The organism is Rhodoplanes tepidamans, from assembly GCF_030813915.1.
In the GTDB taxonomy this organism is placed as follows: domain Bacteria; phylum Pseudomonadota; class Alphaproteobacteria; order Rhizobiales; family Xanthobacteraceae; genus Rhodoplanes; species Rhodoplanes tepidamans.
The window spans coordinates 88954-102762 of the sequence record NZ_JAUSUJ010000013.1 but is presented as its reverse complement, the minus strand read 5'-3'; the positions used below and the strand labels follow the sequence as shown (position 1 = coordinate 102762).

Annotated in this window: 11 protein-coding genes; 10 read left to right on the top strand and 1 reads right to left on the bottom strand. The window is 71.9% G+C overall.

Annotated elements, in window-relative coordinates; genetic code table 11:
- Nucleotides 1–4 precede the first annotated feature (4 nt).
- From J2S22_RS16565 to J2S22_RS16545, 5 genes are all read left to right on the top strand, one after another.
- Nucleotides 5–3187: an efflux RND transporter permease subunit gene (locus J2S22_RS16565; RefSeq protein WP_272777476.1), complete on the top strand. Its 3183-nt coding sequence runs from the start codon at nt 5–7 to the stop codon at nt 3185–3187.
- 182 nt (nt 3188–3369) lie between these two features.
- Nucleotides 3370–5670, top strand: a complete 2301-nt coding sequence (locus J2S22_RS16560) for a xanthine dehydrogenase family protein molybdopterin-binding subunit (protein WP_272777477.1) — start codon at nt 3370–3372, stop codon at nt 5668–5670.
- A 208-nt stretch (nt 5671–5878) separates the two neighbouring features.
- Nucleotides 5879–6316, top strand: coding sequence for a c-type cytochrome (locus J2S22_RS16555; RefSeq protein ID WP_272777478.1), 438 nt, complete (start codon nt 5879–5881; stop codon nt 6314–6316).
- 9 nt (nt 6317–6325) lie between these two features.
- Nucleotides 6326–7240 carry a c-type cytochrome gene (locus tag J2S22_RS16550; RefSeq protein ID WP_272777539.1) on the top strand — a complete coding sequence of 305 codons (915 nt, stop codon included), beginning with the start codon at nt 6326–6328 and terminating at the stop codon, nt 7238–7240.
- Between the two features lie 138 nt (nt 7241–7378).
- The gene (locus J2S22_RS16545) at nt 7379–8317 is read left to right on the top strand and encodes a DMT family transporter (protein ID WP_272777479.1); all 939 of its coding nucleotides are present in this window, start codon (nt 7379–7381) and stop codon (nt 8315–8317) included.
- Nucleotides 8318–8503: 186 nt separating this feature from the next.
- Here J2S22_RS16545 and J2S22_RS16540 read toward each other — a convergent pair whose 3' ends face one another.
- Nucleotides 8504–8740, bottom strand: coding sequence for an Lrp/AsnC ligand binding domain-containing protein (locus J2S22_RS16540; protein ID WP_272777480.1), 237 nt, complete (start codon nt 8738–8740; stop codon nt 8504–8506).
- Nucleotides 8741–9035: 295 nt separating this feature from the next.
- Between J2S22_RS16540 and thiM the strand changes: the two genes are divergently transcribed.
- The 5 genes from thiM (at nt 9036) to J2S22_RS16515 (ending at nt 13733) form a co-directional block, all read left to right on the top strand.
- Nucleotides 9036–9833, top strand: coding sequence for a hydroxyethylthiazole kinase (thiM, locus tag J2S22_RS16535; protein ID WP_272777481.1), 798 nt, complete (start codon nt 9036–9038; stop codon nt 9831–9833).
- Entirely contained in the window at nt 9833–10495 is a 663-nt protein-coding gene (gene thiE, locus J2S22_RS16530; protein WP_272777482.1) for a thiamine phosphate synthase, read from the top strand. Before thiM ends, thiE begins: the two co-directional genes overlap by 1 nt.
- Nucleotides 10492–11289, top strand: a complete 798-nt coding sequence (thiD, locus tag J2S22_RS16525; RefSeq protein ID WP_272777483.1) for a bifunctional hydroxymethylpyrimidine kinase/phosphomethylpyrimidine kinase — start codon at nt 10492–10494, stop codon at nt 11287–11289. Before thiE ends, thiD begins: the two co-directional genes overlap by 4 nt.
- 299 nt (nt 11290–11588) lie before the next feature.
- Nucleotides 11589–12665: a TRAP transporter substrate-binding protein gene (locus J2S22_RS16520; RefSeq protein ID WP_272777484.1), complete on the top strand. Its 1077-nt coding sequence runs from the start codon at nt 11589–11591 to the stop codon at nt 12663–12665.
- Nucleotides 12666–12866: 201 nt separating this feature from the next.
- Nucleotides 12867–13733, top strand: a complete 867-nt coding sequence (locus J2S22_RS16515) for a fumarylacetoacetate hydrolase family protein (protein ID WP_272777485.1) — start codon at nt 12867–12869, stop codon at nt 13731–13733.
- The last annotated feature ends 76 nt before the right edge of the window (nt 13734–13809 follow it).

Genomic DNA, 13809 nt, shown 5'->3' with positions numbered 1-13809 from the left:
CGCGATGAAGCTCTCGCACTTCTTCATCGAGCGGCCGATCTTCGCGTCGGTCGTCTCGATCGTCATCGTGATCCTCGGCGCGGTGGCCTACATCCGGCTGCCGGTCGCCCAGTATCCGGAGATCGCGCCGCCCGTCATCAACGTGACGGGCCAGTATCCCGGCGCCAGCGCCGAGACGGTCGCCGAGACCGTGGTGGCGCCGATCGAGCAGCAGATCAACGGCGTCGAGGGAATGCTCTACATCTCCTCGAACTCGACCGCCGACGGTCGCTTCTCGATCTCGGTGACGTTCAACATCGGCGTCAATCTCGACATCGCCCAGGTGCAGGTGCAGAACCGCGTGGCGGTGGCGCAGCCGCGCCTGCCGCTGCAGGTCCAGCAGATCGGCGTGACGGTCAACAAGTCGTCGCCCGACATCCTGATGGTGGTGAACCTCTTCTCGCCGGATTCCTCGCGCGACACGCTGTTCATCTCCAACTTCGCCAACATCCAGATCAAGGACGTGCTGTCCCGCGTCGACGGCGTCGGCTCGATCACGGTGTTCGGCAGCCGCGACTACGCGATGCAGATCTGGCTCGATCCCGACCGGCTGCAGTCGCTGAACCTCACCGCCCAGGACGTCACGGCGGCCCTGCAGGCGCAGAACATCCAGGTCGCCTCCGGCGTGCTCAACCAGCCGCCGGTGCCGGAGCAACTCGCCTTCCAGGTGGCGGTGCGCACGCTCGGCCGCCTGTCGGATCCGGTCGAGTTCGCCAACGTCGTCGTCAAGCAGACCGACAACGCCGTCGTCCGCATCAAGGACATCGGCCGCGTCGAGCTGACCGCGCAGGACTACTCGTCCACGTCCTATCTCGATCGCCAGCCCTCGGTCGCGCTCGGCGTGTTCCAGCGGCCGGGATCGAACGCGCTGACCACCGGGCAGGGCGTCGTGGCGACGATGGAGCGCCTCGCGTCCGGCTTCCCGGAGGGCGTGAAACACGCCATCATCTACAATCCGACCACGTTCATCGCGGAGTCGGTGCGCGCCGTCGTCGAGACCATCTTCGAGGCGGCGATCCTGGTCGTGCTGGTCGTCATCCTGTTCCTGCAGACCTGGCGGGCCGCCGTCATCCCGATCCTGGCGATTCCGATCTCGCTGGTCGGCACCTTCTTCGTGATGAGCCTGTTCGGCTTCTCGCTCAACAACCTGTCGCTGTTCGGCCTGGTGCTCGCCATCGGCATCGTGGTCGACGACGCCATCGTCGTGGTGGAGAACGTCGAGCGCAACATCAGTGCCGGGCTCAGCCCGCGAGACGCTGCGCACAAGACCATGGACGAGGTCGGCGGCGCGCTCGTCGCCATCGCCCTGGTGCTGTCGGCCGTGTTCGTGCCGACCGCGTTCATCACCGGCATCTCCGGGCAGTTCTACCAGCAGTTCGCGCTGACCATCGCGGGCTCCACCCTGATCTCGCTGCTGGTGTCGCTGACCCTGTCGCCGGCGCTGTGCGCGCTGCTCCTCAAGGGGCACGATCCGCACCATCGCGAGCGGTGGTTCGAGAAGCCGGTGCACGGCTTCTTCCGCCTGTTCAACCGCGGCTTCGACGCGGTGGCGAACGGCTACGGCTGGCTCGCCGGCCGGGTGGTGCGGCTCACCGTCCTGATGCTGCTCGCCTACGCCGCCGTGCTGGGCTTCGGCCTCAACGAGTTCCGCAGCGCGCCGCAGGGCTTCATCCCGCAGCAGGATCGCGGCTATCTGATCGTCGCCTCGCAGCTGCCGCCGGGCTCCTCCCTGCAACGCACCGATGCCGTGATGAAGCGGGCCGCCGACATGGCCCTCGCCACGCCGGGCGTCGGCCACGCCATCAACATCGTCGGCTTCTCGGGCGCCACCTTCACCAACGCGCCGAACGCCGGCGCCATGTTCCTGATCCTCGAGCCGTTCGAGAAGCGGGTCGGCGACCCCGCCAAGACCGCGGCGGCCATCCAGGGGGCGCTGTTCGGCAAGCTGGCGGCGATCCAGGAGGCCTTCATGGTCGTCGTGCTGCCGCCGCCCGTGCAGGGCATCGGCAACGCCGGCGGCTACCGCATGATGGTCCAGGACCGCAACGGCGTCGGCTCGCAGGCGCTGCTCGGCTCCGTCTACGGCATGATGGGCCGTGCCGCCCAGACCCCGGGCCTCAAGCAGGTGTACTCGCTGTTCGAGACCTCGACGCCGCAGCTCTATCTCGACATCGACCGCACCAAGGCGCAGCTGCTCGGCATCAACATGGCCGACGTGTTCAACACGCTGCAGGTCTATATCGGGTCGCTCTACGTCAACGACTTCAACCTGTTCGGCCGCACCTTCCGGGTGCAGGCGCAAGCCGATGCCGAGCACCGGCTGGAGCCGAAGGACGTGCTGACGCTGCGGGTGCGCAACTCCCGCGGCGAGACGGTGCCGATCGGGGCGTTCACCACGGTGCGCGACATCTCCGGTCCGTACCGGGTGCCGCGCTACAACCTCTATCCGGCCGCCGAGCTCGACGGCGATTCCGCCCCCGGCTACTCGCAGGGCCAGGCCATCGCCATCATGGAGAAGCTCGCCGCCGAGACGCTGCCGCCCGGCATCGGCTACGAATGGACGGGCCTCGCCTACCAGCAGATCAAGGCCGGCGACACCGCGCTGTTCGCCTTCGGGCTGGGCGTCGTCTTCGTGTTCCTGGTGCTGGCCGCCCAGTACGAGAGCCTCACGCTGCCGCTCGCCGTCATCATGATCGTGCCGATGTGTCTCGTCGCGGCGATCACCGGCGTCATCCTGCGCGGGATGGACAACAACATCCTGACCCAGGTCGGCTTCGTGGTGCTGATAGGACTGGCGGCCAAGAACGCCATCCTGATCGTCGAGTTCGCCAAGCAGCTCGAGGACCAGGGGCGCGATCGCGCCTCCGCCGCCGTCGAGGCGGCCCGCCTGCGCCTGCGGCCGATCCTGATGACGTCGCTCGCCTTCATCCTCGGCGTGGTGCCGCTGGTGTGGGCGACCGGCGCCGGCGCCGAGCTGCGGCAGGCGCTCGGCACCGCGGTGTTCTCGGGCATGATCGGCGTCACCACGTTCGGCCTGATCTTCACGCCGGCCTTCTACGTGGTGGGCAGCTGGCTCTCCGGCCTGACCGGCGGACGCCGGCGTGCCGGCGCGATGCCGGCGGCGCCGACCGGCCAGCCGGCGGAGTGAGGCCGGCGGCGGTCTCCCGGTGCCGCACGCCGCGTCCCGATCGGGCGCGGGGGCGGCCGGCCGCGCCGTCCGGCTTGCGACCTTAGGCCTCGGTGGCATTTCCGGGCCGTCGCGACACCATCGGCCGACAGAGCGCGTGCGCGAGCGGATTCGCTCGCGCGGACGCCGCCGGGGGAGACGCCATGAAGTTCGGACTGTCGCAAGCCGTGGCCCGCACCGAGGACGCCGCCTTCCTGCGCGGGGCGGGGCGCTACGTCGCCGATCTGGTGCCGGGCGACGCGTTGCGCGCCGTGGTGCTGCGCACCCCGCACGCCCATGCCCGCATCCGCTCGGTCGACACCACGGCGGCCGCGGCGCTGCGGGGCGTGCGCCTCGTCCTCACCGCCGCCGATCTCGCCGCGCTCGGCCCGCTGCCCTGCCTCGGCATTCCGCGCGGCGTCACGGTGGAGCCGGCGGACTGTCCGGTTCTGGCCGGCGACGTCGTCCGCCATGTCGGCGACGCCGTCGCCTTCGTGGTCGCCGACACGGTCGAGCGGGCGCGCGACGCCGCCGAGGCGATCGTGGTCGAGGTCGAGCCGCTGCCGCACGTCGTCGATCCGGTCGCGGCCCTGTCGCCCGACGCGCCGCCGGTGTGGCCGGGGCGGGCCGGCAATGTCGCCTACACCCAGACGCTCGGCGACGCCGCGGCGACCGAACGCGCCTTCGCGGCGGCCGCCCACGTGGTCGAGCTGCGCCTGGTCAACCAGCGCCTCGTCGCCAACTACATGGACACACGCGCCGTGACGGCCGCGGTCGACCAGCGCGACGGGCGCATCACGCTGACGCTCGGCAGCCAGGGCTCGCACACGGTGCGCGACATCCTGGCCGAGCACGTGCTGCGCATCCCGCCCGAGCGGCTGCGGGTGATCACGCCGGACGTCGGCGGCGGCTTCGGGACGAAGCTGTTTCCGTATCGCGAGTATGCGCTCGCCGCCGTGGCGGCGGAGCGGCTCGGCCGCACGGTGAGCTGGGTCGCCGATCGCGCCGATCACTTCCTCGGCGACAGCCAGGGCCGCGCCAACGTGACGACGGCGCGCCTCGCGCTCGACGCCGATCACCGCTTCCTCGCCCTCGACGTCGACATGGTGTGCGACATGGGGGCGTATCTGTCGTGCTACGCGCCCTACATCCCGTTCGCCGGCGCCGGCATGCTGCCGGGCGTCTACGACATCCCGGCGTGCCACGTGCGCATCCGCGGCGTCTTCACCAACACGGTGCCGGTCGACGCCTATCGGGGCGCCGGGCGGCCGGAAGCGTCCTACGTGATCGAGCGCCTGGTCGACACCGCGGCGCGCGACCTCGGCGTCGCGCCGGACGACCTGCGACGCCGGAACTTCGTCGCGCCGGCGGCGATGCCCTACACGACCGCGACCGGCAAGGTCTACGACACCGGCGACTTCGCCGCCCACATGGCGCGCGCCCAGGAGATCGCCGACTGGGCCGGCTTCCCGCACCGCGCCGCCGAGGCGCGCCATCGCGGCCGGCTCCGCGGCATCGCGCTCGCCACCTATGTCGAGGCCTGCGGCGCCGTCGGGCCGGAGACCGCGACGCTGCGGCTCGACCGCGACGGCGTCGTCACGGTGCTGATCGGCTCGCAGTCGACCGGCCAGGGCCACGCCACCGCCTACGCCCAGATCGTCGCCGAGCATCTCGGCGTGCCGCCGTCGCGGGTGCGGGTCGTGCAGGGCGACACCGACGCGATCGCCACCGGTGCCGGCACGGGCGGGTCGAGCTCGATCCCGGTCGGCGGCGTCGCCGTCGACGGCGCGGCGAACCGGCTGGCCGAGGTGGTGAAGGCGATCGCGGCCGATGCGCTGGAGGCGGCGGCGGCCGACCTCGAGCTCGCCGACGGCGTCGTGCGCATCGCCGGCACCGACCGCACCGTGAGCCTGTCCACCGTCGCCACCGCGCCGCAGGCGACGCCGGCGCGGCTCACCGTCGCCGAGACGGTCCGGCCGAAGGCCGCGACCTATCCGAACGGCACGCATCTCGCCGAGGTCGAGATCGACCCGGAGACCGGGGCGGTGACGATCGTCCGCTACGTCATCGTCGACGACGTCGGCATGACCCTCAACCCGCTGCTGCTCGCCGGCCAGATCCACGGCGGCGTCGCCCAGGGGCTCGGCCAGGCCCTGATGGAGCAGGCCGTCTACGACCGCGACTCGGGCCAGCTGGTCACCGCGACGCTGCAGGACTACGCCCTGCCGCGCGCCGGCGACCTGCCGGACTTCGTCTTCGAGACGCGCAACGTGCCGTGCGCGACCAACCCGCTCGGCGTGAAGGGCGCCGGCGAGGCCGGCACCATCGGGGCGGCGCCGGCCGTGATCAACGCCGTGGTCGACGCGCTGTGGCGGGCCCGGCGGATCCGCGACATCGACATGCCGGCGACCGCGCAGGCCGTGTGGGCGGCGCTGCGCGAACATGATCGCATGCACGCCCTGTGATGTGTGCCGGTGCGGCAGCGCGGCCACACCCGGGCGGTGGTGCCATCAAAACCGTATCGCGAACTCGTGATCTTAGAGTCGTTCCAGTGAGATGCCAGCGTAGGGGTTTCTCGGTAGATCTCGCGGGGCCCTGGCCTGCCGCACCGGCGGCCGGGACCGGCACCACGCCGGTCCGACCAGCCACCGACCTCATCGAACAGGAGACCTCATGACGATCCGTACGATGCTCGCCGCCGCTGTGCTCCTCGCGGGTGTGACCGCCGTCGCCGCGCAGGACCCGATCGCGCAGCGAAAGGCCCTCATGAAGGCCAATGGCGACCAGGCACGAACGGGCGCCCTGATGGCGCGCGGCGAGATGCCGTTCGATCTCGCCAAGGCGCAGGCGATCTTCCAGACCTATGCGGACAGCGCCGCCAAGAGCAAGGCGCTCTATCCGGAGACCGCCAAGACCGGCGGCGACACCGCGGCCGATCCGCGCATCTGGCAGAACATGAGCGACTTCCAGGCCAAGCTCGCCAAGTTCGGCGAGGACGCCACCGCCGCCAAGGGCAAGGTGAAGGACGAGGCGAGCTTCAAGGCCACCTTCTCGGAGGTGCAGAAGAACTGCGGCGGCTGCCACGAGAGCTACCGCGTCAAGAAGAGCTGATCGGTGCGCCTGCTGCGCATCCTGGTGATCGCCGCGGCGCTGGTCCTGGGGACCGGCGTCGCGGTGTTCTTCGTGCTGACCGAGCCGGCGCGCGTCGCCGCCGCCTCGCTCGGCCCTCACACGCCGAATCTCGACAACGGCCGCACCATGTTCTTCGCCGGCGGCTGCGCCTCGTGCCACGCCTCCTCCAAGGAGGATCGCACCCGGCTCGGCGGCGGCGCGCCGCTGCATTCGCCGTTCGGCACCTTCTACGCGCCCAACATCTCGCCCGATCCGGCCGACGGCATCGGCCGCTGGAGCGAGGCGGGCTTCGTCTCCGCCATGCAGGACGGCACCTCGCCGGACGGCCGCCACTACTATCCGGCGTTTCCTTACACCTCCTATCAGCGCATGGAGACGGCGGATCTCCGCGACCTCTTCGCCTTCCTGAAGACCCTGCCGGCCGTGCAGGGCCGGGCGCCGGAGCACGAGCTGCCGTTCCCGTTCTCGGTCCGCCGCGGCATCGGCCTGTGGAAGCTCCTCTACCTCGACGGCCGCCAGTTCCAGGCGGACCCGACGAAATCGGCGAGCTGGAATCGCGGCGCCTATCTGGTCGACGGCCCGGGCCACTGCGCCGAGTGCCACTCGCCCCGCACTGCGCTCGGCGGCATCGTCGAATCGCAGCGCTTCGCCGGCGGGCCGAACCCGGAAGGGCAGGGGTGGGTGCCGAACATCACCGGCAAGGGGCTGGCGAGCTGGTCGGCCAAGGACGTCGAGTACATGCTGGAGACCGGCGACCTGCCGGACGGCGATTCGGTCGGCGGCACCATGGCGGCGGTGGTGCGCAACACCCGCGAGCTGCCGGCGGCGGACCGCGCCGCCATGGCCGAGTACCTGAAGTCGCTGCCGCCCGTCGACGGCCCGCCGCGGCCGGAGCGCAGGTAGCGTTTCCAGCCGGACCGACCGGCAGCGAGAACGCTCGCGCCCCCGCACATCGGGGTCGCGCACGAGGAGGTTTTCGGAACCCGAGGGGCGTGCGACAAGGGACTCCCGCATTCCCGCCCGGACCCGCCTTCCCCCACCATGAGCGTCAGTCGCGCCATCCTGATCAAGATCGTCTCGGTGGCCCTGTTCGCGCTGATGTCGGCCCTGGTCCGGTATGTGGGCGAGGCCGGAATCCCGCTCGGCCAGGTGGTGTTCTTCCGCAGCGCCTTCGCCCTGATCCTGCTGGTCGCGATGTACGCGGTGCGGCGCGAGCTCGCCGTCGCGGTGCGCACCCGCCGGCCGCTCGGCCATGTCGGCCGCGGCAGCATCGCGGTGTTCGGCATGTTCCTCAACTTCGCCGCGCTGGCGCGGCTGCCGCTGGTCGACGCCACGGCGATCAGCTTCGCGGCGCCGATGATCACGGTGGCGCTCGCCGCGCTGGTGCTCTCCGAGCGGGTGCGGGCCTATCGCTGGACCGCGGTCGCCATCGGGTTCGGCGGCGTGCTGGTGATGCTGTGGCCCTATCTCGGACTCGGGCGGCTCGTCACGGCGGGCTCGGCGGAGGCGACGGTCGGGGCGCTGTGCGCGCTCGGCGCCGCCTTCTCCAACGCCTTCGCGGTGATCCAGACCCGCCGGCTCACCGACAGTGAGACGACGCCGTCGATCGTCTTCTACTTCTCGTTGATCTGCACCATCGCGGGTGCCGTCGTCCTGCCCTTCGTGTGGATGACGCCGACGCTGCCGCAGCTCGCCGCGCTGATCGCCATCGGCATCCTCGGCGGCCTGTCGCATCTGCTGCTCACCGAGAGCTACCGCTACGCGCCGGCCTCGGTGATGGCGCCGTTCGACTACCTGGCGCTGCTGTTCGCCTTCCTGATCGGCTGGGCGGCCTTCGGCGAGATCCCGACCGTCTGGGCCTATGGCGGCGCCGGCATCGTGGTGCTGTCCGGCCTGTTCGTCATCTGGCGCGAGCGGCAGCTCGCCGCCCGCCGCCGCCAGACGCCGCCGCCGCGGCTGCCGCCGCCCGGCGACGTGTGACCGGCGCCGTGCGATCAACTCGGTCATTCCGGGACGGCGCGGAGCGCCGGACCCGGAATCCAACCCCAAGCACTGAGTCCTGCGCTGGATTCCGGGTTCGCACCTTCGGTGCGCCCTGGAATGACCCCGAGCTGATCAGGCGGAATCCGTGTGACCGGCGGTTTGCGATCGGCCCGGCGGGCGCGCTCAGAACGCCTTGAACGTGATGATCGTCTTGGTGTCCATGATGCCCGGGATGGTCTGCACCTTCTCGTTGACGAAGTGGCCGATGTCGGTGCCGGGCTCGACGTAGAACTTCACCAGGAGATCGTAGTCGCCGGCCGTGGAGTAGATCTCCGAGGCGATCTCGGCGTCGGCGAGCTGGTTGGCGACCTGGTACGACTTGCCGAGGTTGCACTTGATCTGGACGAAGAACGGAATCATCGGCTTTGCCTCGCGCCCCGCGGCGTCCCGCCGCCCCGTCGCGCCGCTCGGCGCTCCGCGGCGCCGTCGCGCGGTCGCCGCAATCGAGCAAAACCGGACCGGTTTGACAAGCGGAACGGCCGGCCCGCCGGCGCTTGCGCGGGTGCGGGGGAGGGACTAGCTTCCGCCTGGAATCTCAGCGGGGTGTCCGGCGAATCCGCGTCCGGGCTGAGAGGCGAAGCCGGCTCCCGGTCCGCGGAGCGGCGTGCCAACCCGTCGAACCTGATCCGGGTCATGCCGGCGGAGGGAGCTCGAGATGCCGCACGCCAGCGGTCTCGTCGGTGACGACGCGTCGTCGCGCGACCTCGTCGCGCGGGCGGCCGACGCGCTGGAGCGCCTGCGCGCCCGGCGGCCGCGCGTCCACTGCATCACCAACACGGTCGCCCAGGCCTACACGGCCAACCTGCTGCTCGCCGCCGGCGCGGTGCCATCGATGACCATCGCGGCCGACGAGGTCGCCGCCTTCGTGGCCGGTGCCGACGCCCTGCTCGTCAACATCGGCACGCTCGACGAGCCGCGCCGGGCCGCCATCGGCATCGCCATCGACGCCGCCGCCGAGGCCGGCATTCCGTGGGTGCTCGACCCGGTGTTCGTCGACCGCTCGCCCGGCCGCGCCACCTTCGGCGAGGCGCTGCTGGCGATGCGGCCGACCATCCTGCGGCTGAACCCGTCGGAGTTCTCCACGCTGTCCGGGCTCGCCGCGGAGCCCGGGCAGGTCGCCCGCTTCGCCCGCGACAGCGGGGCCGTGGTCGCGCTGACCGGCAAGACCGACCGGATCGCCGACGCGACCCGGCTCGCCGCGGTCGCCAACGGCCATCGCTGGATGACCCGCATCACCGCCATGGGCTGTGCCGGCGCGGCGCTCACCGCCGCCTTCGCGGCGGTCGAGCCCGACCCGTGGTGCGCCACCGTGGCGGCGCTCGTCTGCCTGGGCGTCGCCGGCGAGCGCGCCGCCGTGGTGTCGAGCGGACCCGGCACGCTCGCCACCGCCATTCTCGACACGCTGTTCGATCTCGATCGCAAGGACCTGCAGGAGCGGGCGAAGGTGAGCTGATGCCGGTGGACGTGCGTCTCAATGCCATCCTGGACCCGGAGCGCGCCGGCGGGCGGCCGCTCGTCGATCTCGCCCGCGCCGTGGTCGCCGGCGGGGCGACGCTGCTGCAGCTGCGCGACAAGCTCGGCACCACCCGCCGCATGATCGACGAGGCGCGGGCCCTGGTGGAGCTGCTCGCGCCGCTCGGCGTGCCGCTGGTGATCAACGACCGGGTCGACGTCGCGCTCGCCGCCGGGGCCGCCGGCGTCCATCTCGGCCCCGACGACATGGCGATCGAGGACGCCCGTGCGCTGCTCGGGCCGGACGCGATCGTCGGCCACTCGATCAAGACGCTCGACCAGGCCGAGCGCGTGCCGCTCGAGCTGATCGACTATGCCGGCGTCGGCGGCGTCTACGCGACGCTGTCCAAGGACAATCCGGCCGCGCCCATGGGCCCGGAGGGGCTCGCGGCGATCCGCGCCGTGCTGCGCCGGCGGGCGCCGCTGATGCCGGTGGTCGGCATCGCCGGCATCGAGGCGAGCAATGCCGCCGCCGTGATCGCGGCCGGCGCCGACGGCGTCGCCGTCATCTCGGCGCTGTCGCTCGCCCCGGATCCCGAGGTCGCGGCCCGCACCCTGCGCGGCCTCGTCGACGGCGTCCTGGCCGAGCGGGCCGCCGGATGACCGCCATTGCCGTCACGATCGCCGGCTCGGATTCGAGCGGCGGGGCCGGCATCCAGGCCGACCTGAAGACCTTCTCGGCGCTCGGCGTCTACGGCGCCTCGGTGATCGCCGCGCTGACCGCGCAGAACACCCGCGGCGTCACGGCGATCCACGACGTGCCGCCCGATTTCATCGCGGCGCAGATCGACGCGGTGTTCTCCGACCTTTCCGTCGACGCCGTGAAGATCGGCATGCTGTCGGTGCCGGCGGCGATCACCGCGGTCGCCGACGGCCTGGCGCGGCACCGGGCGCGGAACATCGTGCTCGACCCGGTGATGATCTCGACCAGCGGGGCGCGGCTGCTGGCGCCGGAGGCGGTCGACACGCTGATCCGGCTGCTGCTGCCGGCGGCCGACCTGATCACGCCGAACCTGCCCGAGGCGGCGGCGCTGCTCGACGCCGCGGTGGCGACCACCGAGGCGGAGATGCGCGGGCAGGGCGAGGCGCTGCTGGCCCGCGGCGCCCGCGCCGTGCTGATCAAGGGCGGCCATTCCGAGGGGCCGGAGAGCGTCGACCTGCTGGTCACGCCGGCCGGCGTCGCGCGGTTCACGGCGCCGCGGGTGACGACGAAGAACACCCACGGGACGGGCTGCACCCTGTCCTCCGCGGTCGCCGCCGGCCTCGCCCACGGTCTGCCGCTCGCCGCCGCGGTCGGCGACGCCAAGGCCTATGTCGCGGCGGCGATCGCCGCCGCCGACCGCCTGACCATCGGCACCGGCTTCGGCCCGGTGCATCATTTCCACCGGTGGTGGTGAGTGCGGCGAATGCTCTGTTTCGATGCGCCCGTCGTCTTGCTTCGGGTCGGCGCCACTCTGCGATTCACCTCTCCCCAGCGGGGAGTGGTCGGATCTCGCGCGGCAGCGCGAGATCCGGGTGAGGGGGGGCCGCGCCAGCCAACGGGCGGCGTAAACCCTCGCCCCGGTCGCGAGCTCCGCTCGCGCCGGACCCTCTCCCTCAGGGAGAGGGTCCGGAGGCTGCTGCTGCACCTGACCTCGGATCGACACGTGTTTGCAGCGCCCCGGAACGACGGGATTCGTGAGTTCAGGAGCATGACATGACCAACCTCACCCGACGCCGTCTCGCGGGTGGCGCGCTCGGCGCCGCCGCGGTCCTGGCCGCGCCTTCGGTCGCGCGGGCGCAGCAGAAGCGCTGGCGCATGGTGACGTCGTGGCCCAAGCGGCTGCCCGGGCCCGGCATGTCGGCCGAGCGCGTCGCCGAGCGGATTTCCGCCATGTCCGGCGGCCGGCTGCAGATCACGGTGCATGCCGCCGGCGAGGTGGTGCCGGCCTTCGAGGTGCTCGACGCGGTCGGCGGCGGGGTCGTCGAGATGGGCCACACGGCGGCCTTCTACTGGCAGGGCAAGCAGCCGGCGGCGGCGTTCTACACCACGGTGCCGTTCGGGCTGACGCCCGCCGAGCACGTCGCCTGGGTCGAGGCCGGCGGCGGCCAGGCGCTGTGGGACGAGCTCTACGCGCCGTTCGGGGTCAAGCCGTTCATGGGCGGCAACACCGGCGTCTGCATGGGCGGCTGGTTCCGGACGCCGATGAAGGACGTCGCCGACCTGAAGGGCCTCAAGATCCGCTCGCTCGGGCTCGGCGGCGAGGTCTATCGCCGGCTCGGCGCGACGCCGCAGACGACGGCGCCGGGCGAGATCCTGACCAGCCTGCAGTCCGGCGTGCTCGACGGCGCCGAGTTCGTCGGTCCCGGCACCGACATCGCGCTCGGCCTCTACCGGGTGGCGCCGCACTATTACGGCCCCGGCTTCAACAAGCCGAACGGCACCGGCGAGTGCCTGATCTCGCTCGCCGCCTGGAGCGGTCTCGACGCCGACCTGAAGGCGATCGTCGCGCATGCCTGCGCCACCGAGGCGACCTTCGCGCTCTCCGAGATGGAGCGCCTCAACGCCGAGGCGCTCGCCGCACTGGTGGAGCGCCACAAGGTGAAGCTCGAGACCTTCCCGGACGCGATCGTCGTCGCCGCGCGCGGGCAGGCGACCGACATCCTCGCCGAGGTCGCGGCCCGCAATCCGCTGGCGCAGAAGGTCCACGACTCCTACACGGCGTTCCGCGACCGGGTGGCGGGCTGGTCGCGGGTGTCGATCCGGGCCGTGCTGGAGGCGCGCGGCGTCTGATCAGGACGCCGCGCCGGTCTCGCGGACCGCTCCCCACGCTGTGGGGGGCACCGGGCTTGCTGCGCTGCAGCGTCCGGGGTGCGCCGCAGCATCGGCGGCGGTTCAGGCGGCGGCTTTCGCGGTCGGAATACATGCCATAACATCCGGCCGTTCCCCGGCCGCCCGGCCGGCCATGCCCACCCGAACAGGCCAGCCCCCGACATGCGTATCGCCGCCGTTCATTCCGCCGACGGGAAAATCTTCGGCACCGTCGCGCACGACGAGTTCAGGCCGCTGCTGATCGACGGCGCGCCAGTCCGCGACCTGCGCGACGTGATCGCGCTCCTGGACGCCGGACCCGACGCGCTGCGGCACGGCCCCGCCACGGCGCTGGCGAGCCTGACGCTCGCCGCGCCGGTCGGGCCGCTGACCAAGAACGTGATCTGCGTCGGCAAGAACTATCACGACCACGCGCTCGAGTTCGCCCGCAGCGGCGTCGACCAGTCCGGCGACAGGCAGGAGCGGCCGGAGTTTCCGGTGGTCTTCACCAAGGCGACCTCGTCGCTCGCCGATCCGCTGCAGCCGGTGCCGGCCTCCGCCGATCCGACCGGCACCACCGACTACGAAGGCGAACTCGGCGTGGTGATCGGCAAGCGCTGCAGCAAGGTCGGGCCCGAGGAGGCGCTCGACTACGTGTTCGGCTACACGGTGGTCAACGACGTGACGGCGCGCGCCGTGCAGACCCGCCACAGGCAGTGGTTCCTCGGCAAGAGCCTCGACGGCTTCTGCCCGGTCGGCCCGTGGCTGGTCACCGCCGACGAGATGGGCCCGCTCGACGGCCAGATGCTCGTGACGACCGTCAACGGCGAGCGCCGCCAAGCCGCGCCGCTGCGCGACATGATCTTCGACACGCCGACCATCATCGCCACGGTTTCGTCCTACGTGACGCTGGAGCCCGGCGACCTGATCGCCACCGGCACCCCGGCCGGCGTCGGAATCGGCTTCGCCCCGCAGTGCTTCCTGGTGCCCGGCGACATCGTCACGGTGTCGATCGAGGGGATCGGCGATCTGGTCAACCCGATCTCCTGATCGGGCGGGGAGCGGCGCCGGGCCGCCCCGTCGGCCTGCGGCGCCGCGTCGCGTGGCGCCCGCCGAAACGCCCGTG

Bases quoted from the DNA above. Each gene is read 5' to 3' on its own strand.
- thiD (WP_272777483.1), top strand. From the start codon at position 10,492: ATGACCGCCATTGCCGTCACGATCGCCGGCTCGGATTCGAGCGGCGGG.
- thiM (WP_272777481.1), top strand. From the start codon at position 9,036: ATGCCGCACGCCAGCGGTCTCGTCGGTGACGACGCGTCGTCGCGCGAC.
- J2S22_RS16520 (WP_272777484.1), top strand. From the start codon at position 11,589: ATGACCAACCTCACCCGACGCCGTCTCGCGGGTGGCGCGCTCGGCGCC.
- J2S22_RS16565 (WP_272777476.1), top strand. From the start codon at position 5: ATGAAGCTCTCGCACTTCTTCATCGAGCGGCCGATCTTCGCGTCGGTC.
- J2S22_RS16545 (WP_272777479.1), top strand. From the start codon at position 7,379: ATGAGCGTCAGTCGCGCCATCCTGATCAAGATCGTCTCGGTGGCCCTG.
- J2S22_RS16560 (WP_272777477.1), top strand. From the start codon at position 3,370: ATGAAGTTCGGACTGTCGCAAGCCGTGGCCCGCACCGAGGACGCCGCC.
- J2S22_RS16540 (WP_272777480.1), bottom strand. From the start codon at position 8,740: ATGATTCCGTTCTTCGTCCAGATCAAGTGCAACCTCGGCAAGTCGTAC.
- J2S22_RS16555 (WP_272777478.1), top strand. From the start codon at position 5,879: ATGACGATCCGTACGATGCTCGCCGCCGCTGTGCTCCTCGCGGGTGTG.
- thiE (WP_272777482.1), top strand. From the start codon at position 9,833: ATGCCGGTGGACGTGCGTCTCAATGCCATCCTGGACCCGGAGCGCGCC.
- J2S22_RS16515 (WP_272777485.1), top strand. From the start codon at position 12,867: ATGCGTATCGCCGCCGTTCATTCCGCCGACGGGAAAATCTTCGGCACC.